The 25,901-nt window shown below is 40.6% G+C and carries 27 protein-coding genes; 18 read left to right on the forward strand and 9 right to left on the reverse strand.

The window, feature by feature from the left end; all coding sequences use genetic code 11:
- The first annotated feature begins 15 nt into the window (after positions 1-15).
- Genes rapZ through yjgA form a run of 3 tightly spaced genes read left to right on the forward strand, consistent with a single transcriptional unit; the run spans position 16 to position 1,669 of the window.
- On the forward strand, positions 16-867 hold the full coding sequence (rapZ, locus tag G0029_RS02630) for an RNase adapter RapZ (protein WP_180011688.1): 852 nt from the start codon (positions 16-18) through the stop codon (positions 865-867).
- On the forward strand, positions 864-1,133 hold the full coding sequence (locus G0029_RS02635; RefSeq protein ID WP_067763492.1) for an HPr family phosphocarrier protein: 270 nt from the start codon (positions 864-866) through the stop codon (positions 1,131-1,133). The genes rapZ and G0029_RS02635 overlap by 4 nt, the downstream gene beginning before the upstream one ends.
- A 2-nt stretch (positions 1,134-1,135) precedes the next feature.
- Positions 1,136-1,669 (forward strand): ribosome biogenesis factor YjgA, encoded by a 534-nt coding sequence (gene yjgA / locus G0029_RS02640; protein ID WP_180106360.1) that lies wholly within the window; start codon positions 1,136-1,138, stop codon positions 1,667-1,669.
- Between the two features lie 176 nt (positions 1,670-1,845).
- Here yjgA and G0029_RS02645 read toward each other — a convergent pair whose 3' ends face one another.
- Positions 1,846-3,486, reverse strand: a complete 1,641-nt coding sequence (locus tag G0029_RS02645; RefSeq protein ID WP_180084654.1) for an acyl-CoA synthetase — start codon at positions 3,484-3,486, stop codon at positions 1,846-1,848.
- A 532-nt stretch (positions 3,487-4,018) separates the two neighbouring features.
- Between G0029_RS02645 and G0029_RS02650 the strand changes: the two genes are divergently transcribed.
- Positions 4,019-5,299, forward strand: a complete 1,281-nt coding sequence (locus G0029_RS02650; RefSeq protein WP_180106423.1) for a D-arabinono-1,4-lactone oxidase — start codon at positions 4,019-4,021, stop codon at positions 5,297-5,299.
- 57 nt (positions 5,300-5,356) lie between these two features.
- The gene (locus tag G0029_RS02655) at positions 5,357-6,508 is read left to right on the forward strand and encodes an alanine racemase (RefSeq protein ID WP_180106361.1); all 1,152 of its coding nucleotides are present in this window, start codon (positions 5,357-5,359) and stop codon (positions 6,506-6,508) included.
- Between the two features lie 63 nt (positions 6,509-6,571).
- Here the strand turns inward: G0029_RS02655 and G0029_RS02660 are convergent, their stop codons facing one another.
- Positions 6,572-8,191 (reverse strand): glutamate synthase-related protein, encoded by a 1,620-nt coding sequence (locus G0029_RS02660; RefSeq protein ID WP_180106362.1) that lies wholly within the window; start codon positions 8,189-8,191, stop codon positions 6,572-6,574.
- Between the two features lie 319 nt (positions 8,192-8,510).
- Between G0029_RS02660 and thrS the strand changes: the two genes are divergently transcribed.
- Both thrS and infC read left to right on the forward strand, forming a co-directional pair.
- Positions 8,511-10,433, forward strand: coding sequence for a threonine--tRNA ligase (gene thrS, locus G0029_RS02665; protein WP_078189589.1), 1,923 nt, complete (start codon positions 8,511-8,513; stop codon positions 10,431-10,433).
- 5 nt (positions 10,434-10,438) lie between these two features.
- Positions 10,439-10,987 carry a translation initiation factor IF-3 gene (gene infC, locus G0029_RS02670; RefSeq protein ID WP_078192643.1) on the forward strand — a complete coding sequence of 183 codons (549 nt, stop codon included), beginning with the start codon at positions 10,439-10,441 and terminating at the stop codon, positions 10,985-10,987.
- Positions 10,988-11,695: 708 nt separating this feature from the next.
- Here infC and G0029_RS02675 read toward each other — a convergent pair.
- A complete protein-coding gene (locus tag G0029_RS02675) occupies positions 11,696-12,157 on the reverse strand; it encodes an Hsp20 family protein (protein ID WP_078192642.1) in 462 nt (153 codons plus the stop codon).
- A 316-nt stretch (positions 12,158-12,473) separates the two neighbouring features.
- Between G0029_RS02675 and G0029_RS02680 the strand changes: the two genes are divergently transcribed.
- Entirely contained in the window at positions 12,474-13,091 is a 618-nt protein-coding gene (locus tag G0029_RS02680) for a glutathione S-transferase N-terminal domain-containing protein (protein WP_180106363.1), read from the forward strand.
- Between the two features lie 28 nt (positions 13,092-13,119).
- Here G0029_RS02680 and G0029_RS02685 read toward each other — a convergent pair whose 3' ends face one another.
- Entirely contained in the window at positions 13,120-13,533 is a 414-nt protein-coding gene (locus tag G0029_RS02685; RefSeq protein WP_180109689.1) for an energy transducer TonB, read from the reverse strand.
- A 181-nt stretch (positions 13,534-13,714) separates the two neighbouring features.
- Between G0029_RS02685 and G0029_RS02690 the strand changes: the two genes are divergently transcribed.
- Together G0029_RS02690 and G0029_RS02695 are read left to right on the forward strand one after the other, a co-directional pair.
- The gene (locus tag G0029_RS02690; RefSeq protein ID WP_180106367.1) at positions 13,715-13,999 is read left to right on the forward strand and encodes a hypothetical protein; all 285 of its coding nucleotides are present in this window, start codon (positions 13,715-13,717) and stop codon (positions 13,997-13,999) included.
- A 12-nt stretch (positions 14,000-14,011) separates the two neighbouring features.
- Complete coding sequence (locus G0029_RS02695) at positions 14,012-14,440, forward strand: YqaA family protein (RefSeq protein ID WP_180106369.1); 429 nt, start codon at positions 14,012-14,014, stop codon at positions 14,438-14,440.
- 56 nt (positions 14,441-14,496) lie between these two features.
- Here the strand turns inward: G0029_RS02695 and G0029_RS02700 are convergent, their stop codons facing one another.
- Together G0029_RS02700 and G0029_RS02705 are read right to left on the reverse strand one after the other, a co-directional pair.
- Complete coding sequence (locus G0029_RS02700) at positions 14,497-15,231, reverse strand: energy transducer TonB (RefSeq protein ID WP_180106371.1); 735 nt, start codon at positions 15,229-15,231, stop codon at positions 14,497-14,499.
- A gap of 104 nt (positions 15,232-15,335) precedes the next feature.
- The gene (locus tag G0029_RS02705) at positions 15,336-16,589 is read right to left on the reverse strand and encodes an MFS transporter (RefSeq protein ID WP_180106425.1); all 1,254 of its coding nucleotides are present in this window, start codon (positions 16,587-16,589) and stop codon (positions 15,336-15,338) included.
- Between the two features lie 223 nt (positions 16,590-16,812).
- On the opposite strand from G0029_RS02705, the gene rpmI reads away from it, so the two are divergent.
- Positions 16,813-17,007, forward strand: coding sequence for a 50S ribosomal protein L35 (gene rpmI, locus G0029_RS02710; protein ID WP_065994397.1), 195 nt, complete (start codon positions 16,813-16,815; stop codon positions 17,005-17,007).
- An 11-nt stretch (positions 17,008-17,018) separates the two neighbouring features.
- Entirely contained in the window at positions 17,019-17,378 is a 360-nt protein-coding gene (rplT, locus tag G0029_RS02715) for a 50S ribosomal protein L20 (RefSeq protein WP_004647525.1), read from the forward strand.
- Between the two features lie 67 nt (positions 17,379-17,445).
- Here rplT and G0029_RS02720 read toward each other — a convergent pair whose 3' ends face one another.
- On the reverse strand, positions 17,446-18,417 hold the full coding sequence (locus tag G0029_RS02720) for a hypothetical protein (RefSeq protein ID WP_180109690.1): 972 nt from the start codon (positions 18,415-18,417) through the stop codon (positions 17,446-17,448).
- A gap of 251 nt (positions 18,418-18,668) precedes the next feature.
- On the opposite strand from G0029_RS02720, the gene G0029_RS02725 reads away from it, so the two are divergent.
- From G0029_RS02725 to G0029_RS02735, 3 genes are all read left to right on the forward strand, one after another.
- Complete coding sequence (locus G0029_RS02725; RefSeq protein WP_111884723.1) at positions 18,669-19,049, forward strand: hypothetical protein; 381 nt, start codon at positions 18,669-18,671, stop codon at positions 19,047-19,049.
- Between the two features lie 71 nt (positions 19,050-19,120).
- The gene (locus G0029_RS02730; RefSeq protein ID WP_180106375.1) at positions 19,121-19,672 is read left to right on the forward strand and encodes an adenylate kinase; all 552 of its coding nucleotides are present in this window, start codon (positions 19,121-19,123) and stop codon (positions 19,670-19,672) included.
- Between the two features lie 110 nt (positions 19,673-19,782).
- Positions 19,783-19,995, forward strand: coding sequence for a hypothetical protein (locus G0029_RS02735; RefSeq protein ID WP_180106377.1), 213 nt, complete (start codon positions 19,783-19,785; stop codon positions 19,993-19,995).
- An 84-nt stretch (positions 19,996-20,079) separates the two neighbouring features.
- Here G0029_RS02735 and G0029_RS02740 read toward each other — a convergent pair whose 3' ends face one another.
- Positions 20,080-21,108 (reverse strand): hypothetical protein, encoded by a 1,029-nt coding sequence (locus G0029_RS02740; RefSeq protein ID WP_180106378.1) that lies wholly within the window; start codon positions 21,106-21,108, stop codon positions 20,080-20,082.
- A 160-nt stretch (positions 21,109-21,268) separates the two neighbouring features.
- Here G0029_RS02740 and pheS point away from each other — a divergent pair, with 160 nt between their 5' ends.
- From pheS to G0029_RS02755, 3 genes are all read left to right on the forward strand, one after another.
- Entirely contained in the window at positions 21,269-22,249 is a 981-nt protein-coding gene (gene pheS, locus G0029_RS02745; protein ID WP_180024390.1) for a phenylalanine--tRNA ligase subunit alpha, read from the forward strand.
- A 130-nt stretch (positions 22,250-22,379) separates the two neighbouring features.
- Positions 22,380-24,761, forward strand: coding sequence for a phenylalanine--tRNA ligase subunit beta (pheT, locus tag G0029_RS02750; RefSeq protein ID WP_180106379.1), 2,382 nt, complete (start codon positions 22,380-22,382; stop codon positions 24,759-24,761).
- Positions 24,758-25,054, forward strand: coding sequence for an integration host factor subunit alpha (locus G0029_RS02755; RefSeq protein ID WP_004783565.1), 297 nt, complete (start codon positions 24,758-24,760; stop codon positions 25,052-25,054). Before pheT ends, G0029_RS02755 begins: the two co-directional genes overlap by 4 nt.
- Positions 25,055-25,361: 307 nt before the next feature.
- Here G0029_RS02755 and G0029_RS02760 read toward each other — a convergent pair whose 3' ends face one another.
- A complete protein-coding gene (locus G0029_RS02760; RefSeq protein WP_111884718.1) occupies positions 25,362-25,613 on the reverse strand; it encodes a hypothetical protein in 252 nt (83 codons plus the stop codon).
- Positions 25,614-25,901: the final 288 nt, after the last annotated feature.

Consider the following 25,901-nt stretch of genomic DNA (forward strand, 5'->3'; position numbering starts at 1 on the left):
ATGGGGTAGCAAGCGATGAAGCGCATTTTAATTGTTACAGGACAATCTGGATCTGGAAAGTCATCTGCATTACAGATACTTGAGGATTTAGGCTATTACTGTATCGATAATTTGCCATTGGCCTTACTCCCCGAAATTGTTGAAAAACTCGATTCAGAAAATAATCTTGAACAATTGGCACTGGGTGTGGATGTCCGCAGTACACGTGCAGATTTACAAGAGTTCGATTTGGTTTTTCAACAGCTACAACGCCATGGCTCAGTCGATATTATTTATTTGACCACGCGTGATCAGGAATTGATTGCGCGATTCAGTTCATCTCGACGTCCCCATCCGTTGGCAAGTCGTTTCAAAAGTTTAAATGAGTGCATACAGGAAGAAAAATCTTTACTGTTGCCGATTCAATTACGCTCGACAGTACATATTGATACTACAGACAAGAGCGTACATGATTTAAAACATACCTTGCTGTCTAAACTTGGACAGGCAGATAATTTAATTTTGATCTTACAGTCTTTTGGCTATAAGCATGGTATTCCACTCGATGCAGATTATGTTTTTGACGTCCGTCATTTGCCTAATCCGCACTGGGATATGGAATTACGTAAGTATTCAGGATTAGATGAGCCAGTTCGTCAATTTTTACAGCAAAGTGAACAAACCAATGAAATGTTCCAAGATATTTATCATTTCTTGGATAAATGGCTGCCGGCATTTGCCGAAGGGCATCGTCATTACATGACAGTGTCGATCGGTTGTACAGGTGGGCAACACCGTTCGGTATATATCGTAGATAGACTAAAAAAAGCACTTGAGGCAAAATGGTCTATTCAGGTTCTACATAGAGAAATGAAGCACTGGTCATGATCGACACAACTGTTGACGTAATTAATAAACTGGGTTTACATGCGCGTGCATCTGGCAAGCTAATCGAAGTCACGACCAAATTTCGCTCGTCGATTCAAATTGGTAAGGGTGGAAAATTAGTAGATGCCAAAAATATTATGTCTTTGCTGATGCTTGGCGCAGGCAAGGGCACAACTTTACGCTTAGTGATTGAAGGTGCAGATGAAGAAAAAGCTTTATCTGAAATTCAAGCACTGTTTGCGGCAAAATTTTACGAGGCAGATTAAACGTGGCACGTCGACCGAACCGCTATACCGAAGAAGACTTTGAATCCTTAGAAGGACGTGCAAGTAAAACTGAGCAAAAGAAAGCTGTACAACGTATGGCTGCTTTGGGCGAGGAACTTGCAAAACTGAATCCTAAACAGATTAAAAATCTTCCTGTTGAAGAGCGTCTGATCGAAGCACTACTAGATGCACAAACAATTACTTCACATGAAGCGCGACGCCGTCAGTTTCAACGTGTAGGTAAATTACTGCGTAATGAAGATGAAACCATGATTTTATCTTACTTAACCCCGCAGCAAGGTGCGAAAAAAACAGCGCAGCTTCAACGCTGGACTGAACGTATGATTGCCCAAGGTGATCCAGTCATTAAAGAGTTCATGAAAGCACATAATGCTGCTGAACATCATCCCATTCGTCAGCATATTTTGCGTATTCAACGTGATATATCCAAAAATGTAAGCGAAGAAGAACTGACTGCGTCAAAGTTGAAATTGTTTAACTACATTCAACAAGTAGCTTTATTATCTGATAACTAATGCATGATTAGATAGCCAAGTGCTTAGATAGCTCAATGATCAGAGAATTCAATATGATCTGATCATTGAAGCAAAACGTGAAGTTATAGACTTCACATCAAAAAAGCGACCTGATTAGGTCGCTTTTTGTTGCTTAAATGATTGAAAAAATCATGCTTGGCTTTTGAGTTTTAACATTAACCAAATTCACCAACAGCGCGCTCTTTAGCCCATTCACGGAGAACGAACTTCTGAAGTTTACCTGTCGAGGTTTTTGGAATTTCGGTAATCACTACATCTTTAGGTACTTTGAAACGTGCAAGGTGCTGCTTACAGAATTCGATCAGTTCTTCAGGTGTTGCTTCTTTACCTGCTTTTAATTCAATAAAGGCACAAGGCACTTCTTGCCAACGAGGGTCAGGTTTTGCAACCACTGCAGCGGTCAGTACAGCAGGGTGCTGATATAGAATTTCTTCTACTTCGAGCGATGAAATGTTTTCACCCCCTGAAATGATCACATCTTTAGAGCGGTCAGTAATTTTGGCATAACCGTCAGGTTGGCAGACTGCTAAGTCGCCGGTATGGAACCAGCCACCGGCAAAGGCTTCAGCCGTTGCTTCTGGGTTTTTCAAATAGCCTTTCATTACGATGTTGCCACGGAACATGATTTCACCCATGGTCTGGCCATCATGCGGAACAGGTAACATGGTTTCAGGATCAATGACTTTCATGCCATCTTGAAGCGGGTACGGCACACCTTGGCGAGAATGCAACTGTGCTTGTTCTTGAATGGAAAGATCGGACCAACCAGCTTGCGATGCGCAAAGTGCTGATGGACCATAGGTTTCAGTCAAACCGTAAACATGTGTGACATTGATACCAATATTACGCATCCCTTCAATAATCGCTGCAGGTGGCGCTGCACCAGCAACCATCACTTCAACGCGATGGTCAAATTGTGCTTTTTTCTCTTCAGGCGTATTGATCATCATTGAAAGTACGATTGGCGCACCGCAGAAATAATCTACTTTGTGTTCTGCAATCAATTTGAAAATCAGTTCAGGGTCAATTTTACGTAGACAAATATTGGTTCCGCCATTGGCTGCCATTGTCCAAGCAAAGCACCAGCCATTACAGTGGAATAGAGGAAGCGTCCACAGATACGTTGCACGTGGCGTCATGCCGCAAGCAATGATGTTACTCGCTGCATTGATATATGCGCCGCGGTGATGATACACCACGCCTTTTGGATTCCCTGTGGTGCCTGAGGTATAGCTTAAGCTAATCGCATCCCATTCATCTTGAGGTAAGTGCCACTCAAAGTTGGCATCGCCTTGCGCCAACCAGTCTTCAAATTCAATTTGTCCAATCGGTTGTGCTGTGCCTTCAAATTCAGCATCTGCAACATCAATGACATAAATGTCTTGATCGATCAAAGCCAAAGCTTCGGTGGCAACTTGAGCAAATTCAGGGTCAACCAACAGGACTTTGGTTTCTGCATGTTCCAGCATGAAGGCAATGGTTTTCGCATCAAGGCGTGTATTTAGTGTATTTAGTACCGCACCGGCCATCGGTACGGCAAAGTGTGCTTCAACCATAGCCGGAATGTTCGGTAATAACACAGACACGGTGTCATTTTTGCCAATGCCTAATTGTTGCAACTGATGTGCAAATTGACGACAGCGGTTATACGTTTGGCGCCATGAAATATGACGATTGCCATGGATAATGGCATCCTGATCAGGATAAATATAAGCTGCACGCTCTAAATAACGTAGAGGCGAAAGTGCCACAAAATTTGCCGGGGTCCGTGGCAATTCATCGTATGCGCTAACCATCGTGGTACTCCAAGTCCATGTCTATTTGTTTTAAATCTGACTTAACAATAATTCAGTCCGTAGCTTCTCTGCATTTATGCTTTAGTCGAGTATTTATACTAAATTTTTAAGTTATTGAAATTGAATAAAATAAAAACAGTAAAGTGACGAAAATGAACCCTGTGGTTCTCAAAATTGATTTTTTAGCATAAATAATTTAGTTGAAAAATATATAGTTGTTGTTGGTTTTTATACTGATTTGGTAGATATTTCCGTGTGTGATCTTTTTTATTGATTCGGTTTGAATGATGCTTAACGAATAATGTGGAGCGCATTGAATAGTCTGTGTGGGGGTATAAACGAATGATATTTTTTTAATTGATCGTTTCTTATTTGCTGTTTTATAACAATAAACTTAAATTTGAGAAGATACAGAACTTCGTATAATCTAAGTAAAAAATCAAGATGGCTTGCGCATTAACATTGCAAAAGCGGAATCAAAAATAAAACAATACGGCTAAATACAATAAAAAGTATGGCGACAAGGATGAATATGACAATTCAACACGACATTGCATGGGAAAATTGGTCAGGTGCTCAGAAGTCGATCCCGAAGTCATTTATACAACCGCAAAATCTTGAGCAATTAATGGATGTGGTGCAATCCCATCCTAAGATTCGTATGGTCGGTGCAGGGCACTCATTTAGCCCTTTGGTAAAAACCACAGATACCTTAGTAAGTTTAGATCATTTCAAAGGCATTCTAGATATCGATGTAGAACGCTGCCAAAGTACCGTCCAAGCTGGTACACGATTATTTGATTTGGGGGAGAAGCTCGCGGCTTTTGATCAGGCACTGATTAATCAAGGTGATATTGATCGTCAAAGTTTGGCTGGAGCTATTTCAACAGGAACACATGGTACCGGACTCGAATTACCGTGTTTATCGGCGCTGGTTACGAGGTTTGAATTATTAACCGCGCAGGGTGAATTAATACAATGCAGTGCTGAACAGAACAACGAAATTTTCCAAGCAGGGCGTGTTTCACTCGGGAGTTTAGGCGTGCTGACGCATGTACAGCTGCAAAACCGACCGATGTATAAACTCAAAGAACAGACGCGATTATGTCCGCTGAAAGATGTCATGCAGAATATGCAGCAATGGCAATATGCACATCGACATATTGAGTTCTGGGCATTTAGTCATGCCGATCAGGTTATTTTAAAAACCTTAGATGAGACGGAAGATGACCTTCAACCGCGGAAAGAACAGTGCTTAGATGACGACGTATTACTCAAATTTTGTGCAGAATTGACGCGATTCTTTCCACCACTGAATCCATGGCTACAAAAATTATTGGGTGTTTTTGTCAAACCTTCGATGAGCGTAGATTGGTCAAGTCGAATATTTCCTTCTGCTCGAAATACAAAATTTAATGAGATGGAATACCAGATTCCCCTGCAACACGGGATGAATTGTTTAGAAGAAATTTTGCATACCCTTCGACGTCATAAGGTGCCGATGTTTTTTCCGCTAGAGTATCGACTTGTACGTGGGGATGATATTTGGCTCAGTCCGTTTTATCAGCAAGATTCGGCCTCAATTTCGGTGCATCAGTTCTATAAGCAAGATTATCAAGTCATCTTTAAGCTGGTGGAGCCGATTTTTTTTAAATATGGCGGGCGACCACATTGGGGGAAATTGCATAGCCTAAATGCGCGGCAGCTTCAAAATGTGTACCCCAAGTGGCAGGATTTTTTAAATATTCGACAAGAATTAGATCCGAAGCAAAAGTGGCTCAGTCCAGAGCTACAGCAAATACTGATTGAATAAGCATCGTGGAACGTTAAACGTTGAAGACCAATTGAACGATATGAAAAAGGGGATGGCATGGATGCATATTTTCAAAAGTTGAATTCGCTGTTAAAACAAAATGGTACGGGGATGCCCCAGTTAATTGTGGATGTTGATGCATTAAATCACAACTTGGTGATCACTCAGCAGCAAATGCCAGAGCGTCTGCATCCGCGCTTGGTGGTGAAATCCTTGGCGTGCATGGCTCTGCTTCAACACTGTGCTACACAGCTCAAGACACAGCGTTTCATGCTATTTCATTTTGCACATCTAAAAACACTTTTCGAATCGATACCCCAAGCCGATGTGTTGTTTGGAAAACCGATGCCGATTCAGGCTTTGAACCATGCAGACAAGGCGTTTTTGCAGGCAACGCAATCGCAAGTGCAATGGTTGATTGATAGTGAACAGCGTTTAGCCCAATACCTCAAATTTGCTGAGCAGCATCAACTGTGTCTACGCATCAATATCGAAATCGATGTGGGGCTACATCGTGGTGGCCTGAAAACGATCCATGAGCTAAAGGCTGTTTTGGATCTAATCGTTCAACATCCCCAACATTTAAAATTTTCAGGATTAATGGGCTATGACGCACATGTGGCGAAGATTCCACGGCTGATCCAATCTGCTGAACAGACTTATCAACAGTCCCAGCAAAGTTATCAACAATTCAAAGCTTATGTACAACAGCGCTACCCAACCTTATGTGATGAACACACCTGTTGGAATGGTGGTGGTAGTCCTAGTTTTAGTTTTCATTGTCAGCAGAGTGTCTGTAACGAAGTCTCGTTTGGCTCAATGTTATTAAAACCTGCAGATTTTGAACTGAAAAATTTACAAGCTTTCCAAAGTGCCTTGTGGATCGCCACGCCTGTGTTAAAAGTGTTGCCGCGGACTGAATTACCACAGTTAGAATGGCTCAGTCGTTGGGCAAAATATCAGGCTGTATTTATTTATGGAGGCTATTGGCGAGGGGACTATGTTTATCCTCAAGGCAGTCAGCCCCATGCATTATATGGTCGTAGTAGTAATCAGGAACTTGTGCAAATTCCACAGACAAGCAGCATAGACGTAGATGATTATATTTTTTTACGTCCTGCACAAAGTGAAATGATCATCCCTCAATTTGCGCAGCTTTGGTTGTACCAAGCCGATCAATTCATGGCCTTTGAGACCTTCAAAGAATAAAAAAGAGCCCGTTTGGACTCTTTTTAGGTTCAATTGTTTTGAAAAAAGCTCATGATTTGAAGCTTACTCAAATCCACTGTAGTGAATACCCGTGAGGTTCGACATTTCTTTTTTCCATGTGGTCAGGTCATCTTTGCAGAATTGATTCAGATGATGATGTCCGCAGGCACGAGCCATGACTTGCATCAGTTCAACAGATGCATTTAGAAAATTCGCCAGTTGTTGTGCCGATTTGTCTATTTCTAAACGACGACGTAAATGATCTTGTTGTGTGGCAATGCCGACAGAACAATCATTGGTCTGACAGGCACGCATAGCTAAACAGCCAATGGCTTGCATGGCAGAGTTTGAAATCGCGATGGCATCTGCACCTAAAGCTAGTGCCTTAATAAAGTCAGCGGGTACACGAAGTCCACCTGTGATCACTAAACTAATATCTGACCGTCCTAAACGGTCTAAATGACGACGTGCTCGTGCAAGTGCAGGAATGGTCGGTACAGAGATATTGTCACGGAATAAGGTTGGGGCTGCACCTGTTCCACCGCCACGACCATCTAAAATAATATAGTCCACACCGATGCTGAGTGCTGCGTCAATATCACGTTCAATATGCTGTGCGGAGAGTTTATAGCCGATCGGGATGCCGCCGGTTTCTGCTCGGACATATTCTGCAAATTCACGATATTGTGAAAGATGAGTCCAGTCGGGGAAAGTTGCAGGAGAAATGGCTGCGGTGCCTTCTGGTAATTTGCGCACTTCTGCAATCTTGCCAACCACTTTATGGCCTGGCAGATGTCCTCCCGTACCTGTTTTTGCAGCTTGACCGCCTTTAAAATGAAAGGCCTGACACTTTTTAACTTTTTCGATGTCATAGCCAAAACGACCCGATGCAAGTTCATAAAAATAACGTGAATTGGCCGCTTGTTCCTCAGCAAGCATTCCACCTTCACCTGAACAAATGCCTGTACCTGCAAGTTCAGCACCTGTTGCAAGGGCAACTTTGGCTTCTTGAGATAACGCACCAAAACTCATATCTGACACAAACAGGGGGATTTTGAGTTTTAATGGTTTTTTAGCATTTGGGCCAATTACCACTTCGGTTGCTATGGGTGCATCATCTAACAATGGAATTTTCCACAGTTGTGCGGTGATCAGTTGAATGTCCTCCCATTTCGGGAGTTGATTAAAAGGCACGCCCATCGCCGCTGTCGGACCATGATGTCCAAATTTACTTAAGCCATTTCGTGCGAGTTCTAAGATCAATTTATTATGTGGTTCTTCTGGCGCGGGCGCGGAATCAGCATATAGGCCTTGGTATTGATCACGCTTATATTGTTGAGGATTTCTTTTCTCCCACGCTTGTATTTCTTCAAGATCGACATACACCTGATCGCCTTCCACCCACGCTTTAAACTTTTGCAGATTTTTATTCAGATAACGTGGGTTGATGCCAGTTTTATAAATATAGTGAGAGCCATGCAGCCCACAGACGATTTTATCTCCTTGAATATGGGCATCGGCCATGAGTGCGCCGCGATGCTGACAGCGACCATACATGACCACGACTTTTTCTACATCATCATCTTCGAGCCGTAAGACCACAAGATCGACATTGGCTGCAAGGGCATAAGCGGGTTGGAGCGGTTTTAAACTAGACCAAGATATAAGTGAATGTGCTTGCATGATACCTGCCTACATAGAGAGTTCAGTGGGTATAGGTGTTCGAAATTCGGAATAATTCTATGAATTAGAACGTGATTATTATGTTGACAGCATAAAGCGCATTTCGGCTGAAATCTGCTTGAATTATCAGGAGTCTTGTAAAAGGCGGTAGAAAAATCAACTTCCATGGGATTAGAGGTTTATTAAAGTTGGCAGGGCGTGTAAAATTTAGGTCGAATTTTATTTATCCACCGTTTTTATCTTTTGAGGGTCTCCCTCGATCATAATCTCGCGGTGACATGCTCCATTGTACGGGGCATCACTCCTTAAGGATTTTTATATGCCAATTATCACTTTGCCAAATGGCGATCAAAAAGAATTTGATCATGCCGTATCTGTGATGGAAGTTGCTCAAAGCATCGGTCCTGGTCTAGCAAAAAATACAGTTGCGGGTCGTGTAAACGATCGTTTAGTTGATGCGTCTGATTTAATTACAGAAGATGCTAGCCTACAAATTATCACGCCTAAAGATGAAGATGGTATTCACATTATTCGTCACTCTTGTGCGCACTTGGTGGGTCATGCAGTTAAGCAATTGTTCCCAGAAGCAAAGATGGTCATTGGTCCTGTCATTGAAGAAGGTTTCTACTATGACATCTGGATGCCACGTCCGTTTACTTTAGATGACATGGCAGCAATCGAAGAGCGCATGAAAAAGCTCATCGACCAAGACTATGATGTCATCAAAAAAATGACTCCACGTGATGAAGTGATCAAAGAGTTCACTGCACGCGGCGAAGAATACAAACTGCGTCTGATCGAAGACATGCCTGAAGAAACTGAAATGGGCTTGTACTACCATCAAGACTACTTGGATATGTGCCGTGGTCCGCACGTTCCAAATACTAAATTCTTAAAATCGTTCAAGTTGACTAAAATCTCTGGTGCTTACTGGCGCGGTGATGCGAAAAACGAACAGCTACAACGTATTTACGGTACAGCTTGGGCGGACAAAAAGCAGCTAGCTGCCTACATCAAACGTATTGAAGAAGCTGAAAAACGCGATCACCGTAAAATTGGTAAAGCGTTAGACTTGTTCCATATGCAAGAAGAAGCGCCGGGTATGGTGTTCTGGCATCCAAACGGCTGGACGATTTACCAAGTGCTTGAACAATACATGCGTAAAGTTCAACAAGCCAACGGTTACCAAGAAATCCGTACACCGCAAGTGGTTGATTTCACACTTTGGGAAAAATCAGGTCACGCAGCAAACTATGCTGAAAACATGTTTACGACTCACTCAGAGAACCGTAACTATGCTGTAAAACCAATGAACTGCCCATGTCACGTGCAAGTCTTCAACCAAGGTTTGAAATCTTACCGTGATCTTCCAATTCGTTTGGCTGAGTTTGGTTCATGTCACCGTAACGAACCATCGGGTTCATTACACGGCATTATGCGTGTACGTGGCTTTACACAAGATGATGCGCATATCTTCTGTACCAAAGAACAAATCGGTACTGAAGTTGCAGACTTTATTAAACTGACATTAGATGTTTATAAAGACTTCGGCTTTGAAGAAGTACAAATGAAGTTGTCGACACGTCCAGAAAAACGTGTGGGTGATGACAAACTTTGGGACATGGCAGAAAAATCTTTAGCAGATGCTTTAGATGCTGCAGGCCTAGAGTGGGAACTTCAACCGGGTGAAGGTGCATTCTACGGTCCGAAAATTGAATTCTCATTGAAAGACTGCTTAGGTCGTGTATGGCAGTGCGGTACAATTCAATGTGACTTTAACTTACCAGAACGTTTAGATGCGTCTTATGTGACTGAAGATAACGACCGTGATCAGCCTGTAATGTTGCACCGTGCAATTCTTGGCAGTTTCGAGCGTTTTATTGGTATACTTATTGAACACTATGCTGGTTTCATGCCACCTTGGTTGTCTCCAATTCAAGCATGTGTGATGAACATTACTGATTCACAAGCTGAAGCATGTGAGTCAGTCGTCGCTAAACTTAAAGAAAGCGGTATCCGCGCGATTTCAGACTTGAGAAATGAGAAAATCGGCTTTAAGATTCGTGAACGTACTTTAGAGCGTATTCCTTACTTATTGGTTCTTGGGGACCGTGAAGTTGAGGAAGGTACTGTAAACGTCCGTACTCGCTCTGGAAAAAATTTGGGTACTATGTCAATTGATGCATTCGTTGACCTAGTAAAAGCAGCCGTAGCCGAACGCGGCCGGTACATTGTGGAGTAAAAGCGATTAAACAGCCTGACCGTAATCAACAGGGCGGAAAATCAAACCGTCCTGCCTTGAATGATGAAATTCGTGCAAAAGAAGTCCGTCTAGTAGACGAAAATGGCGAGCAAAAAGGGATTGTATCTCTTGCTGACGCTTTGCGTGCTGCAGAAGCAGTAGATCTTGACCTTGTTGAGATTGTTGCTAATGCTGAGCCACCAGTCTGCAAAATCATGGATTTTAACAAGCATTTGTTTGATCTAAAACAAAAGCAAAAAGAAGCGAAGAAAAAACAACATCAAGTACAGGTGAAAGAAATCAAGCTACGCCCTGGTACTGATGTTGGTGACTACAACGTTAAACTACGTGCCATTATCAAGTTCCTTGAAGAAGGCAATAAGGTAAAAATCACGCTTCGTTTCCGTGGTCGTGAAATGGCACACCAACAGTTAGGTTTGGCTCAATTGCAAAAAATTGAAGCTGACGTGGTTGACTATGGTGTTGTTGAACAAACACCAAAAATGGAAGGCCGTCAAATGGGTATGCTGCTTGGTCCTAAAAAGAAAAAGTAAGTATCCATTAAAAAAGCACTGCATTTGCAGTGCTTTTTTTTTGCCTATATTTTGGTTTTTTAATCTCAATGATGTTCAAGGGCACCAATAATTTTTGCTGCGTATTGATTGGAAAATAGAGCAAAATTCATGAATGCGAACTTATGTCTGAGGGTATTAAGTAAGTTTCTTTAAGAAAGACAAATTTGATTATATTTTAATTGATATTCAATCGTTGTTTCGATTCAGACGTTTTGAAATGCTTTAATTTAGTTTTAATGTAGGTATAAAGTGAGCAAAGCTTTTTATTGAGCTAACTATGTGAGATCTATTTACATAACACCGGCCGTGAGATGGGGATTTTCAGTACCCTCCAATAGATTTTCATCTTGGTAATATTAGGTCGTATATTCCATGTCATAAAAGCAATCAGAACAAAGTACATTTCATAGAAATAGATAGTAATACAAAGTAGGATTATTTTTTGCAAGATACGCCAAAATTGAAAAAGAGTGGATGAACAGCTTGTAAGCCAGACCCACCAAAGATTCATTAAAACACCTATAGGGAGTATTTAGTTTGGAATAAAAAATCAGAACATAAAATTTGCAATCGAGACACTATATTCTTGAGATGGCATGATTTTTTATTCTTGTTTGTCATGTTTTGAATCTAACTAATTTTCTTAATATAAAAAAGACCCCGAAGGGTCTTTTTTTTTATGAGAGTTTACTCAGCGATATTTTCTTGGACAGGACTTTCTATCAATGCCTTTTTGCCAATTGGAATTTGGCGTGGTAGTTTTTCTTCAGGAATAATACGCTGTAAGTCCACTGTCAATAAACCATTTTCATATAGGGCTTGTTGCACTTCTATATGTTCATCTAAGCGTAAAGACAGTTTAAATGTACGACGAGCAATGCCTTTATGCAGGAATTCCACAGTTGTATCTTGCGCTTCAGTTGGTTTACCTGAAATGCTTAGCACTTGATTTTCTAAGTTTAGCGAAAGTTCATCTTCTGTAAAACCTGCGGTTGCCACCACAATGCGATAGCTATTTTCAGCCGTTTTTTCAATATTGTATGGCGGGTAATTTGGTGTGTCGCTTTGCATGGCATAATCAAATAAATCGTTGAAACGATCAAAACCAATGCTACGACGGAAAAGTGGGTTAAGATTTAAACTACTCATAATTAGAACTCTCTTTAATAAGCAAAGTTGTAACAATAAGAAATGTTCAGTGATGCTTGGCATCCACTGTTCACTAACAAGATCGTTTGATCCTTGTACATGTATCAATATCGGTCTGTGCTGATTTTTTTCAAGGGATTTTTATAAAAAAAATTATATTTTTTGAATTTTTGTACCTTAAGTGATTTTAAAAGCAAAGTGATAATTCACATTTTAACGTTACTTTGCAGAAAAACTGACAAGCTTTCACTGGATTAAACATGTTATACATAAAGCAAAATGAGATTGCCTTACTGAAAATTAAAAAGGAATATAGATGATTGATCTCTACTATTGGGGTACACCCAATGGACATAAAATTACCATCGCTTTAGAAGAAATGGGTTTGGAATACCAAATTTTTCCGATTAATATCTTGGAAAATGATCAATTTCAGCCAGACTTTTTGAGAATTTCTCCGAACAATAAAATCCCTGCAATCGTGGATCAGAATGGCCCACGAGGAGAGTCAATTTCAGTTTTTGAGTCTGGTGCGATTCTGCAATATCTTGGACGTAAAACAGGTTTGTTTTATCCAGAAGATGAGTTTGAGCGCGTTGAAGTTGAACAATGGTTGATGTGGCAAATGGGTGGTTTTGGGCCCATGTTAGGACAAAATCATCATTTTAGTCGTTTTGCACCTGAACGTATTCCGTATGCAACTGAACGTTATGTAAATGAGTCTAAACGCTTATATAAAGTTTTGAACCATCAGTTGATTGGTCAAAAATTTGTGGCTGGAGAGTATTCGATTGCAGATATGGCTATTCTGCCTTGGGCACTGCTTCATGAATGGCAGCAAATTCAGTTGGAAGATTATCCATACGTGAAAGACTATATCGATCGACTGACGGCCCGTCCAGCGGTACAAAAAGCCTTAGCAATACACGTTTAAAAAAAGAGCATGGAAACATGCTCTTTTTTTACGAAATAAATAGAAGCTTTTTCCACCAAGGTCTTTGGTTTTCTTTCAGGGGCTTGAGTGAGAAGGGCTGTAAGGCAACAAAGGGGGAGGCTACACCATTTTCGATATAAGGTTTGAACTTGGCACGTAAAAGTGACTGCTCAACCCGCTTATCAATGTGTGTAAGTCCAGAGCTTTTGATTAATTCAGCTTTTTGAACTTCGCCGGTGGCTAAAACATACAATTTAAAACTAAGGTCACGATTTTGATTGCCCAGATCGTCATTGTTGAAGTTAAAGATAGGTCGCTTTTGCCAAATCATTTGATCTTGTGTAATCACGTGTTGTTTGGCAACTTCAGAAGGACTTTGTGCATATAAAGTGGTCAAAATTTGTAATAACACAATAAAACTTAAGCAAAGAATTTTTTTCATAAAGTGAGTTAAAATTATTCAATATTTGCGTGGCAGATTAGAAGTCTCATGTATAAAAGTAAAGTGCGGAAAGACTCACCTTAAGATTTTAGATAGGGCGGAAGAAAATTCTAACGCTGTGTTAGAATGCGGCGCTGCCGAAAAGAACGCGTTGTTGACGGCTTAGTTGGACGATTTTGCGATGAAAGACTTTTTCTTAAATTTTACCCGTATTGTTGAAAATAACCCAAGAATCTATTGGAGTATTATTTTTGGTATTGCAGGCTGCTTAGTGCTATTTGTCGCTGAAATTGTGCATGTTCAAAATATTCTTGCAGATTTACATACCAAAGATCAAAACTTGATGCGAGCTGCGATTGAACCGATTTCTTCACAATATAAATGGTCGAGAATCGTTGTAATTGTTGCAGCAATGCTTTGGTCAAATTTTGAATATTTGAAGTCGAAGAAAAAATTAGGTTTTTAAGCATTCGTTTCGATGTGGTCATTTTTAGTTTTATTCTTCGCGGCATTTGGGGCTGCGACCTTACTTCCTTTACAGTCCGAGGCCGTATTGCTCGGCTTGCTGACTTATGGTCAACACAATCCATGGCTGCTGATTGTGGTGGCCAGTATCGGGAATATTCTCGGTTCTTGTGTGAATTGGTGGCTTGGTTTAAAAGTAGAACATTATAAAAATAAAACATGGTTTCCCGTGTCAGAGCTGAAAATGCAGCAGGCACAGGGTATTTATCACAAATATGGTTATTGGTCTTTGCTACTGAGTTGGCTGCCGATGATTGGAGACCCTATTACTTTAATTGCGGGTTTAATGAAAGAAAACTTCTGGCGCTTTGTGTTCATGGTGACCGTAGCGAAAACCGGGCGTTATCTCTGTATTTATCTTATATTTTTAGGTTTCTTCTGAGATAAAAACAGGGCATTGAAACATTCAATCCCTGTTTGAAATGTTGAATCTATTACTTATTTACAGCCATTCACTTTAAATTGAATTTCATCTTTAAAGTTCGACTTTTTGTAGATCCAAAGGGTGCTCGCAGTACGTTTAACCGAGATCTGACTATTTCTTAGTGCTTCTACGACTTTTTGATCGAGTGCATAAATGCCAGAGCCTTGCTTGATCTTCACCTTTTTTACTTGTCCGTGTTTATCCACTTTAAAGTTAAATTTGACTTTACGATCGTGCTGTTTCAATTCATGACTAGTGAGATCTAATTTTGGTTGAGATACATATTGGAATGGCGTTTTCTTATCTGCACTTTGTGCATTCCAAACTTTTGAATCAAAGTTAAAATCACATTCAGGCGTATTGCCTTTAACTCTCAAATTAAACGCTTGATAGCCAATAATGGCTTTGGCTTCACCATTTTCTAAATGTGGTTTGACTTTAGCTTTTTTGACAGCAGAAATTAAGATTCGGTCGAGTTGATCGACACCTGTACTTTCTTCAACACTTGCATCGGTAATTGTACCTTTTGCATTCGCTGTGACACGAATAATGGCTGCACGGTCACGTTGCTTGAGGTCTTCATTGGCATATACTGGTTTTGGAAAAACCGACCAATTTAAACGCGTGGTTAAATGCGCAGGAGCAACTTCAATATTCTGTGCCGGAAGTTGATGGGTTTTGGTTGAAGCACTAAACGCTGTAGAAAATGGAGCGCAGGCCAAAAGGGTTAAGCACAGATATTGTTTCATAAGTCTATTCTAAGATCACAAAGTGAGTGATGAATGCGTCGATATTGCTGCGCAGTATTTCCTGTATTGGAAATACTGGCAAGGTTTAAATGGAAAATATGCCATTATTTTTTTGACTGATGGGTAATGTCGATCCCAAACAAGTCACGGGTTTTTGCCCAACTGATCGCAACTACAGCCATGGTCATACAGCCACCAAACAGTGTCGCCATGATCGTGCCCATATATTTTGCAGCCAATCCAGATTCAAATGCACCGAGTTCATTACTACTGGAGACAAACATGCCATTGACCGCGGCAACACGCCCACGCATATTTTCCGGCGGGTAGAGCTGTAAAATGGTTTGGCGAACCACCACAGAGATGCTGTCACATGCGCCAGTCATTGCCAGTGCAATGAGTGATAACCAAAGATTGCTTGAAAATGCGAATAAAATGGTAAATACACCAAAACCGGCTACAGCCAATAACATATTACGCCATGCATGATGGGTTGGAGGGAATTTGGTTAGTGCAATCATGGTGATGAGTGCGCCAATAGACGGAGCTGCGCGTAAGTAGCCTAAACCTTCAGGCCCCACTTTTAAAATATCTTCGGCAAAAATCGGTAAGAGGGCAATCACCCCACCAAAAAGCACAGAAACCAAATCGAGTGAAATCGCCCAAAGGACAATTTTGGTTTTCCAGATAAAACGAAAACCTTCACTTAAACTATCTTTTAAATTGTCAGATTCAATTTTAGGGAAACTGCGTTTACTGAGCAGATTAATGAGGATGAAGCAGACCGTCAGTAGTGCCGCAACACTGAGTAAACTGGTTTCACGGCCCAAAAATGCCAACATGAAACCGCCGAGCATTGGCCCAATAATCACCCCACTTTGCCAACCAATCGTTGTCCATGTTGCACCATTGGCATAGAGCTCGCGCGGGATTAAAAAAGGTTTAAGCGACGTTGCAGACGGATTATAGAAACCTCGGATCGTTCCAAGCCCAAAAATGACTGCATAAATCCCCCAAGACAGTTGGGTGACATCAATTTGCCCGAGACCATATTGGTGAAATAGCCCCCAGAGAATCAGTGGCATCGGTACAGAAAAAAACAGACAAATTTTCATAATGGTCTGTTTATTGAAACGATCTGCAAAATATCCTCCCCACAAAGAGAGAGCAATAAATGGAATTGCTTCGGCTAAACCAATTAAGCCTAGTGTTAGCGGGTCTTTGGTGATTTGATACAGTGAATAAGCAACGATAATTTCTTGAATCAAAATGGCTAAGGTCAGGCAAAATTGATTGAGCGTAACAATCGAGAAATCCCGATAACGTAGGGCTGCAAAAGCATCCTGTGCAGGTTTCATAATGGACAGTAATAGTTGGCGTGCTGACATTATATAAGCCTTATTGGGCATCGCTTATAAAATCATCGGAAAATCTATATCAGAAAATTAATTAAGTTCGATATTCGGTAGAAAGATTCGCTTTTGTTTTGAGCAAAGATGCTTTAGAATACTCGCTCCCTTACCTGCAGGGCGTCTTTGCAATGGTGCAGACGTGCCGAACAGGTGTTCAAAAGAGGTTCTTATGCCTAAGATGAAAACTCGCCGTGGTGCAGCTAAACGCTTCAAGCCAACTGCAAACGGTTTTAAACGTCACCAAGCGTTCAAACGACACATTTTGACCAAAAAATCTGCTAAGCGTATCCGTCAATTACGCGGCTGTGTAATGGTTCACGTAAGTGACGTTGCTTCAGTTCGCCGTATGTGCCCATACATCTAAGGAGATTATAAATGGCTCGTGTTAAACGTGGTGTACAGGCTCATCGCCGTCATAAAAAAATTCTTGCTCGTGCTAAAGGTTACTACGGCGCTCGTTCACGCGTATATCGCGTAGCGTTCCAAGCAGTAATCAAAGCAGGTCAATATGCTTACCGTGACCGTCGTCAAAAGAAACGTCAATTCCGTGCTCTATGGATTGCGCGTATCAATGCTGGTGCTCGTCAAAATGGTTTGTCGTACAGCCGTATGATCGCTGGCTTGAAAAAAGCTCAAGTGATTATCGACCGTCGCGTACTTGCTGACATCGCTATGCATGACGCAGTTGCGTTTGCTGCTTTAGCTTCTAAAGCTAAAGATGCATTAGCTGCATAAGTCTTTATGACTTAAAAAAAGACCGCTTTTAGCGGTCTTTTTTTATGGACGAATTTGATTAGACATCTTATTTTTTCGACCATATGGCTAAAAACACAATGATGCCAATTGTGATTGCGGCAAATTTTATAAACTCAAATTGTTTAAAAAGTAAATAAATGCCATAAAGTAAAGCGAATAGCATGGCAAAAATTAAAACTAAAGAAAAAAATACAACCCATGGTTTTTCAGGCTCTTTATCTGTTGAAGTGTTGGTGGCGGAAAGAGCTTGATCAGATGTCGACTTGAAATAATTAACTTTGGGGTATTTTTTCTGTAGTTGTTTGAGTAAAGCTTTCTCTTCATCATTGACTAAATTTTCGCGGTTGAAATGATTGGCTGTATAGCACGTGACATCTACATGGTGTTCTGACAGTTTGTACTCATAATCCAATAGTTGTGCATATTCTTCGGTTGTAAATAAATGGATCGGTGAGCTTTCGTTTTTTACATGTTTTAAATTTTGGATAGCAGCTTCGATTGAATTGAGCATTTCAAGCAGACTTAATCCAACTTGAGGTGAAGCTTGAGGATTCTCCAAAAGAGGGAGTGAGTCATCCAGAAGGCCATAATAATACAAATTATGGATTAGTTTAAATTGAGGCTGAATATGGGTAGAAAACGGATGTTCAAATAAATCCAGTTGAATGCTATTTACTAAACTGCTCCAACTCGATTTTTTATCAAAGTAAAAGCATTCGTTCCGCTGTTGTTGATTGAGCTCAATTAATGTAAACAGTCCGAATGCGTCATGAAATTGTGTGGAACTTGCACCCCAAAACTCCCGAGGATCACCAATAGGGCTGATATCTAAAATTTTCGTTTCAGATTGGATTTGAACCAGTGCAAAGGCTTGATTTAAATTGTTGTGGAAAACAGCAAGAGGGTAGTTGGTTTTTACAAAGTCAAAATGAGGATGTTGATTAAGTTTTGCATGCTCAAAAAGAAGATCAAATGGATAAAGTGAGCATGTTCTAATCCGCTTTTCAGCCATATACATAATCAAATGATCAACTGAGTCATGTAGTAATGCATTGGTTTTAAAATCGCGAATCAAGAAAATGTCGCAAGCTTGGCCGCACCATGGGTGCAAAATCTTGTCATAGTAAATTTTCTGGTTAAAAAAGCGTTGAGCGTTATATTGCAAACCAAGAATAAATTGCTCGTAATGATTTATCATAATGAAGCATTTTTTTATTTTTCAATTGTAAGCTATCTTAGCTTTAATTTGACTTAAAAGGTAACTGCTTGATGCGCAAACAGTATCACTTCCGCCAAGTAGGCGACGATACGTATATTTGGGATGTACATCACTTAGTAAAACTCAGTCAAAATTTCAAGGTTCAGCAAATTCCTGTAAGTGACATTCAAGAGTTGAACGAAGCTTATTGGTTTCCAAAATCTGCTCCGACCACACAGCAAATTATTGAACATCTGGAATTGGTAAATGCTGCGGACTTAAGTTATCCCATTATTTTATGTGCTAGTGGTCGAGTGATGGATGGTATGCATCGAGTCGCAAAAGCATGCATAACCAGTCAGTCGCATATATTAGCCGTTCAATTTGAACAAATCCCAAAGCCTGACTTTATCAATATCGATGCAGATCTTTTAAATTATCGTGAAGAATAAAAGTTAACCTATCTTATCTAATACTGTTATCTTGAAGTAGGTTCACTTGACTCAAGTAGATCATCATGACAATGAAAAAAATAAACGTAGTCGGTACATCTGCTACAGGAAAATCAACATTTTCTAGGGCATTGGCAACAAAGCTTGGTTTGCATTACATTGAATTAGATAACTTGTTTTGGCTAGATGATTGGCAAGAATGTCCTGATGAGATCTTTTTTGCACGTATTGAAGCTGAAACTGCTAAAGCGAAAAATGGTTATGTTATTGATGGCAATTATACTCGGGCGATTCCTGTTAAATGGTCTGAAATAGATACGGTGATATGGTTAGACCTTCCGTTTCCAGTCAATTTATACCGCTCTGTAAAGCGCGCAATTTCTCGGGCTAAGTCCAAACAAGATCTTTGGCCAGATTCAAATAATCAGGAAAGTTTGTGGCGGATGTTTGGTCGAGATTCCATTGTCTGGTCGATGATTAAGACCCATAAAAAGAATCGTGAAAAATATCTACAGATGATGAATGCACCTGAATATCAACATATTCAATGGATTCGTTTAAAGTCTGCAAATGCAGTTGATGCATTTTTAGAACAATTGGACTCTTATGTTTTTGATGTTTAAGTTTTGATGTTTTATCAATAAAAAGTGCAGTTAAGTTACAGAAATAATCTTTATACCGCGCTTTGCGACATGCCTAATGTATGGATAGAAAAGAACAAAAGGAAAATAAAATGTTGGCTGAAATAGTTGGTATGGGTCAAGGTAGCATTACTGTAGAGCTCGAAATGCTTCCCCGCAAAGGTGAGGCAGTCAAAATCATGTATGGTGCAGACGCAGAGCTTGAGGGGGAAGTAGTCTCTGTCAGTCATTATATTAATCAACATGCCGATCAGCATCGCGTTCGATTAGAAATTCGTCCGTTTAATTATTTAACGACCTCATAATTTTGAAATCTTTCATACAGAAGTATGTTTATAAAAAAGCCCTTCTATGAGAAGGGCTTTTTAGTGTTGATCATATTTATACAGTTAAAGTCCGAAGTAATAAGCCAATAAGCAAATCACTACCGTAATAATAATTAAAGTAATCACTCCACCTGCACCGGGTTTATTGGTTGGATTTGGCGTGTGTGCATGTTGAGGATATGATTTTCTTTGCTCCGTTTTAAATCCATCCAGAGGAGAGCTTTCAACCACAGGAGTTAAACGTGCAGTTTTATAGTGATTGGCGACTTTTACAATAAATTTAGCCGTTAAATCTTCAGTTTTTTGAGCAAAATGGCGCAAATTTAACTGCTCTTCAGGTGTATAGATGCTGCCATCTGCATGATAGGGATGCTGAATTTTAGACTGAATATGGCGGTTTAATGCATCTAAGCGATGTAAGCTATCATGTGCAAAATCCGCTTGTGCATCCGTTGGCAAGAGTGCAAGTTTTGTAGATTCATTCGATTCGCTGCTCGGATCAGGCTGCGTACCATAATAAGGTGTGCCTAACACCTCCGGCTCAATAAAACCTTCCGCAGGTTTTTGTAAAAATAATTCTGCTTCAGTGAAGTTATGAATATCATCCCATTTTGGTAACTGCATATCTGCTTCGATGCGTTTAATGAGTTTATGGTTCAGCTCATAGCGCCAAAAGGTTTCTCGACGAATTTGCGGTTGTTGGGATGCCGGTGCTTCATAGTCATTTTCTGCGTTATACCACTCGGCAAGTTCTTTACCAAAAATCCATGCCTGCTTTTTATTTTTTTCGTGGCTTACAATAAAATGGGCAAAGGGAAGAAGTTCAACGTTAGCATTCGGATTTTGTTCATCATTCAGCAAGCTGGAGCTATGTAAACTTAAGCGTTGTACCCCTTGTTTTTTTAAGCCTTCTAGCCAAATTTGGAAATGTTGAGCCAATAAATGCTGTGATAGCAAATCACGAAAATGGAAACTGTGCTGATCAAAAATGTGGTGATTCAACCAACGTTGAAAACTCAAACCTTGGTTGAGAAATTCATTGCCATAAGTGACGAGTGTGAGCTGCTGTTTCCAGATTGGATCGAGTGCCATAAAGATTGGATCCCATTGATATTGTGTTTATCTTATACTTTTTTTAAAACTTGATACTAATGCAATTTTAACTTGTGAATGCGCTTCATCATAACGGCTAAAAACTGTTAGAATAAGGGGTTTATATTATTTTTTTTAAATTGTTGCTTTGAGAGTTACTATGTCACTGGAAGCCCTGACCACTGAAGCGCTCGCTGCGATTGCAGCAGCAGAGGACCTTGCTACACTCGACCAAGTGCGAGTGCAATTTACAGGGAAGAAAAGCCAGCTCGCGGAACAATCGAAGTCGCTCGGTAAAATGGACCCAGAAGAACGTAAAGTTTTTGGTGCTCAAATTCATGCCGTTCGTGAATCGATTACTGGCGCACTGACTGCTCGTCAAGCTGAATTACAAAAAGCTGCATTAGAACAAAAGCTTGCTAGCGAAACGATTGATATTACTTTACCCGGCCGTGGTCAAACGGTGGGTAGTATTCACCCTGTGACTCAAGTTCAAGAACGTATTTGCCAATTCTTTACCAAAGCTGGCTTTACTGTTGCGACTGGTCCAGAAGTTGAAGATGATTATCACAACTTTGAAGCATTGAACATTCCGGGTCATCACCCTGCACGTGCGATGCACGACACTTTCTATTTTGATGCGAATCATTTACTTCGTACGCATACCTCAGGCGTGCAAATTCGTACGATGGAAACTCAGCAGCCTCCAATCCGTATTGTGTGCCCTGGTCGTGTTTACCGCTGTGACTCAGATCAAACGCATTCTCCAATGTTCCATCAAATCGAAGGTTTGTATGTGGCTGAAAATACCAGCTTTGCAGAACTTAAAGGTTTGTTAGTGAACTTGCTAAATGAATTTTTTGAAAAAGATTTGAAAGTACGTTTCCGTCCATCTTATTTCCCATTCACAGAGCCAAGTGCGGAAGTGGATATCATGGATGAACGTGGTAAATGGTTGGAAGTTTTGGGCTGCGGTATGGTGCATCCAAACGTTTTACAAGCCGCTGGCATTGACCCAGAAAAATACAAAGGCTTTGCTTTCGGTTTAGGTGTAGAACGTTTTGCAATGTTGCGTTATGGCATTAATGACCTGCGTATGTTCTACCAAAATGATGTGCGTTTCTTACGCCAATTTGCTTAAACAGTTTTATACCTCTCCCTAACCTCTCCTAAAAGGAGAGGGGTTGTCCATCATGACTTAGGGTTCGTCCTTTTTCTTTAAAGGGGCGCTAGAGGGGATTAGAAATTTAGAATTAATAGGTTTTTATACAATGAAAATTAGCGAAAATTGGTTGCGTACATGGGTTAACCCAGCCATTGATAGCGATACACTTTCTGACCAACTGACCATGTTAGGTTTAGAAGTTGATGATTTATCTCCTGCTGCAAAACCATTTACTGGTGTAGTAGTCGGTGAAGTTTTAACAGTGGTTCAACATCCCGATGCTGACCGTTTACGTGTCACTACTGTAAACATCGGTTCAGGCGAGCCGTTACAAATCGTTTGTGGTGCTCCAAACGTACGTGTAGGCATGAAAGCTCCTGTAGCAACCATTGGTGCAGTACTTCCGGGCGATTTCAAAATTAAAAAAGGCAAGCTTCGTGGTGTTGAATCACAAGGCATGCTGTGCGGTGCGTCTGAAATTGATCTTGAAGACAAAATCGACGGTCTATTGGAGCTTCCTGCAGATGCTCCTGTAGGCACAAATATTCGTGAATACTTAGATCTTGATGACAATGTGATTGATATCAGCATCACGCCAAACCGTGGTGACTGCTTCAGTATTCGTGGTATTGCACGTGAAATTGGTGTGATTAACCAACTCCCTGTGACTGCACCATTGATTACAGAAGTTGCTGCAACAATTACTGATGAGAAGAAAGTTGTTGTTGAAACTGATGGTTGCCCACGCTATTTAGGTCGAGTGATCAAAAACGTTAATACCAAAGCACCAACTCCTGAGTGGATGGAGCGTGCATTAGCTCGTGCAGGCATTCGTCAGCACAGTATTTTGGTCGATATTACCAACTACGTTTTAATGGAATTGGGTCAACCTTTACATGCATTCGATGGCGGTAAAGTTGAAGGTTCTGTTCGTGTACGCCAAGCAACAGCAGCAGAAAAATTAACGTTATTGAATGAACAAGAAGTTGAATTATCTGAAAACGTGATGGTGATTGCGGATGATCAAAAAGCTTTGGCGATTGCAGGAATCATGGGTGGCCTAAGTTCAGCGGTTTCTGATGATACCACTGAAATTTTCCTTGAGTCGGCGTTCTTTGATCAACTCTATATCGCAGGTCGTGCACGTAGTTTTGGTTTGCATACTGATGCATCTCAGCGTTATGAACGCGGTGTAGACTTTGAATTGCCGATGACGGCAATGCACCGTGCTTCTCAGCTTATCGCTGATTTAGCTGGTGGTGAGTTTGGTCCAATTACTGTTGCTGAAAAAGTTGAATTATTACCAAAACGTGAAGCCATTGAACTGAACCAAGCGCAAGTCGATCAACTCCTCGGTTATAAAGTTGAATCTGCATTTATTACCGATGCTTTAACACGTTTGGGTTGCAATGTCACTGTGAAAGCAGAAGGTGAGTGGACAGTTGTACCGCCATCACACCGTTTTGACATGGCGATTTATCAAGACCTCATCGAAGAAGTGGCACGTATTCACGGTTACGACAATATTCAAATTAGCTTGCCGGTGATTGATGTCAAACTGGCGAAATACCAAGACCAATTTGAACTGGTTCAGTTACGTCAAACTGCAGTGGCTTTGGGTTATCAAGAAGCAATTAGCTTTAGCTTTGCAGATGCGAAACTAGAGAAACAATTGAATCCACAGGTTCAACCACTAGCGCTTGCAAACCCGATTTCTAGCGACCTTGCAGTGATGCGTTCAACCTTATTATCAAGTTTGATCCCATGTGTGCAATACAACGTGAACCGTCAGCAAAATCGTGTTCGTTTCTATGAGCTTGGTCTACGTTTTGATTATCAAGGTGCGAACAGCATTCATGATCTTAAACAGATCCCAACCTTTGCACTAGTTGCAACAGGTTCACGTACGACTGAATCTTGGCATGGTAAAGCACAGCCTATGGATTTCTTTGACTTTAAAGGCGATGTAGAGGAGATTTTAAATTCTGCACGTTTAAATGTTGAATATGTACGTTCAGAGCGTACGTGGTTACATCCGGGTCAATCTGCTGAAATCTTAGTCAATGGTCAATCAATTGGTTACTTTGGTCGTTTACACCCATCTTTAGAAGATGAGTTGGATTTGGCGACTACTTGGGTTGCTGAATTAGATCAATCGGCTGTTTTGCAAACTTATGTATCTAATTTTACAGAATTATCACGTTTTCCGTCGGTTCGACGTGATATTGCGCTTTTAATTAGTGATAAGATTAATGTTAGTGAAATTCAGCAACTTATCGAAAAAACCGGCGGTGAGCTTTTAGACGCAGTTTGGTTATTCGATGTGTACACTGGTCAAGGTGTCGAAGAAGGCAAGCGCTCATTGGCGTTTGCAATTCAATGGCAACATCCAACACGTACATTAGAAGATGCTGAAATCAAAACCGGTATGGATAACATACTTCAGGTGTTGGAAAACACTTACCAGGCGACATTGAGGGCTTCATGACAGCATTAACAAAAGCAGAAATGGCTGATCATTTAAGTGAGCTCACGAGTTTAAACCGTCGTGAAGCAAAACAAATGGTCGAGTTATTCTTCGATGAGATTAGCCAAGCGCTAATCTCTGGGGAACAAGTTAAACTCTCAGGTTTCGGTAACTTCGAGTTGCGTGATAAACGTCAACGCCCAGGCCGTAACCCGAAAACGGGTGAAGAAATTCCGATTTCTGCCCGTCGTGTAGTGACCTTCCGTGCGGGACAAAAATTCCGTCAACGTGTTGGAAATGAGCAGATCAATTGATCTGCTTTTTTTTTCCTTTGATTTAGGAGGTCCAGTTTTAATCATCTATCACACAAGTCATGTTGAAGAATATTCGTTTTAAAGTGAGACGATATACTTGAGTTGAGTTGAGTTGAGTTGAGTTGAGTTGAGTTGTCGTAAAGATTGATTGTGGCTTTCTTTGAGCTAAATCTTCAGTTTTTATTTTTCAATAAGCATGGGTTTAGTATTTTGAATTTTAGCTATTTTTATTAACAAAGGTTTAAAGTTTGAGGCAATAAAAAAGAGAACCAAAGGGCTCTCTTTTTGTGCTGAATAATCGGTTAGATTATTGAGCAGCAGCTTCAGAAGCAGCAGTAGTAGCTTCAGAAGCAGCAGCAGTAGCTTCAGAAGCAGCAGCAGTAGCTTCAGATGCAGCAGCAGAAGCTTCAACAGCAGCAGCGTCAGACGCAGCAACTACTTCAGAAGCAGCAGCTTCAGATGCAGCAGCAGGAGCAGCTTCTTCAGTTTTTTTAGCACAACCAACGAAAGCTAAAGTAGTAGCAACTGCAGCAGCAATAGCGATTTTTTTGAATAACATGGCATCACTCTCTAAAATATGAGATTAAAAAATAACCTGCGTTAGTCTGTTGTGTGCTTTTATTATGCCTAATTTGAATAGGTATTAAAAATGCATAGAGCAGTCTAACTGGTCTGCGTGTATGCTATCACTGAGTATTTTGAAATGCTACTAGTGACTTTGAAAAAACCGTTAAAAATAGGTGAAAAACGGCCATTTTTTAACAGAAAATAACAATTAAGAGAAAGTTTTATATTGGCTAAATAGCAAATAAACTACTAAAAAGAATAGGGTTTTTTAAAATATATT

The organism is Acinetobacter sp. YH12138 (assembly GCF_015218525.1).
In the GTDB taxonomy this organism is placed as follows: Bacteria; Pseudomonadota; Gammaproteobacteria; order Pseudomonadales; family Moraxellaceae; genus Acinetobacter; species Acinetobacter amyesii.

Excerpts from the sequence above, each read along its gene's own strand:
- G0029_RS02660 (WP_180106362.1), bottom strand. The coding sequence starts at position 8,191 with ATGCAAGCACATTCACTTATATCTTGGTCTAGTTTAAAACCGCTCCAA.
- G0029_RS02655 (WP_180106361.1), top strand. The coding sequence starts at position 5,357 with ATGGATGCATATTTTCAAAAGTTGAATTCGCTGTTAAAACAAAATGGT.
- G0029_RS02735 (WP_180106377.1), top strand. The coding sequence starts at position 19,783 with ATGTTGGCTGAAATAGTTGGTATGGGTCAAGGTAGCATTACTGTAGAG.
- thrS (WP_078189589.1), top strand. The coding sequence starts at position 8,511 with ATGCCAATTATCACTTTGCCAAATGGCGATCAAAAAGAATTTGATCAT.
- pheT (WP_180106379.1), top strand. The coding sequence starts at position 22,380 with ATGAAAATTAGCGAAAATTGGTTGCGTACATGGGTTAACCCAGCCATT.
- G0029_RS02760 (WP_111884718.1), bottom strand. The coding sequence starts at position 25,613 with ATGTTATTCAAAAAAATCGCTATTGCTGCTGCAGTTGCTACTACTTTA.
- G0029_RS02740 (WP_180106378.1), bottom strand. The coding sequence starts at position 21,108 with ATGGCACTCGATCCAATCTGGAAACAGCAGCTCACACTCGTCACTTAT.
- G0029_RS02680 (WP_180106363.1), top strand. The coding sequence starts at position 12,474 with ATGATTGATCTCTACTATTGGGGTACACCCAATGGACATAAAATTACC.
- rpmI (WP_065994397.1), top strand. The coding sequence starts at position 16,813 with ATGCCTAAGATGAAAACTCGCCGTGGTGCAGCTAAACGCTTCAAGCCA.
- G0029_RS02725 (WP_111884723.1), top strand. The coding sequence starts at position 18,669 with ATGCGCAAACAGTATCACTTCCGCCAAGTAGGCGACGATACGTATATT.
- G0029_RS02685 (WP_180109689.1), bottom strand. The coding sequence starts at position 13,533 with ATGAAAAAAATTCTTTGCTTAAGTTTTATTGTGTTATTACAAATTTTG.
- G0029_RS02650 (WP_180106423.1), top strand. The coding sequence starts at position 4,019 with ATGACAATTCAACACGACATTGCATGGGAAAATTGGTCAGGTGCTCAG.
- G0029_RS02675 (WP_078192642.1), bottom strand. The coding sequence starts at position 12,157 with ATGAGTAGTTTAAATCTTAACCCACTTTTCCGTCGTAGCATTGGTTTT.
- G0029_RS02755 (WP_004783565.1), top strand. The coding sequence starts at position 24,758 with ATGACAGCATTAACAAAAGCAGAAATGGCTGATCATTTAAGTGAGCTC.
- G0029_RS02705 (WP_180106425.1), bottom strand. The coding sequence starts at position 16,589 with ATGAAACCTGCACAGGATGCTTTTGCAGCCCTACGTTATCGGGATTTC.
- rplT (WP_004647525.1), top strand. The coding sequence starts at position 17,019 with ATGGCTCGTGTTAAACGTGGTGTACAGGCTCATCGCCGTCATAAAAAA.
- G0029_RS02720 (WP_180109690.1), bottom strand. The coding sequence starts at position 18,417 with ATGTATATGGCTGAAAAGCGGATTAGAACATGCTCACTTTATCCATTT.
- G0029_RS02730 (WP_180106375.1), top strand. The coding sequence starts at position 19,121 with ATGAAAAAAATAAACGTAGTCGGTACATCTGCTACAGGAAAATCAACA.
- G0029_RS02695 (WP_180106369.1), top strand. The coding sequence starts at position 14,012 with ATGTGGTCATTTTTAGTTTTATTCTTCGCGGCATTTGGGGCTGCGACC.
- G0029_RS02635 (WP_067763492.1), top strand. The coding sequence starts at position 864 with ATGATCGACACAACTGTTGACGTAATTAATAAACTGGGTTTACATGCG.
- rapZ (WP_180011688.1), top strand. The coding sequence starts at position 16 with ATGAAGCGCATTTTAATTGTTACAGGACAATCTGGATCTGGAAAGTCA.
- G0029_RS02690 (WP_180106367.1), top strand. The coding sequence starts at position 13,715 with ATGAAAGACTTTTTCTTAAATTTTACCCGTATTGTTGAAAATAACCCA.
- G0029_RS02645 (WP_180084654.1), bottom strand. The coding sequence starts at position 3,486 with ATGGTTAGCGCATACGATGAATTGCCACGGACCCCGGCAAATTTTGTG.
- G0029_RS02700 (WP_180106371.1), bottom strand. The coding sequence starts at position 15,231 with ATGAAACAATATCTGTGCTTAACCCTTTTGGCCTGCGCTCCATTTTCT.
- pheS (WP_180024390.1), top strand. The coding sequence starts at position 21,269 with ATGTCACTGGAAGCCCTGACCACTGAAGCGCTCGCTGCGATTGCAGCA.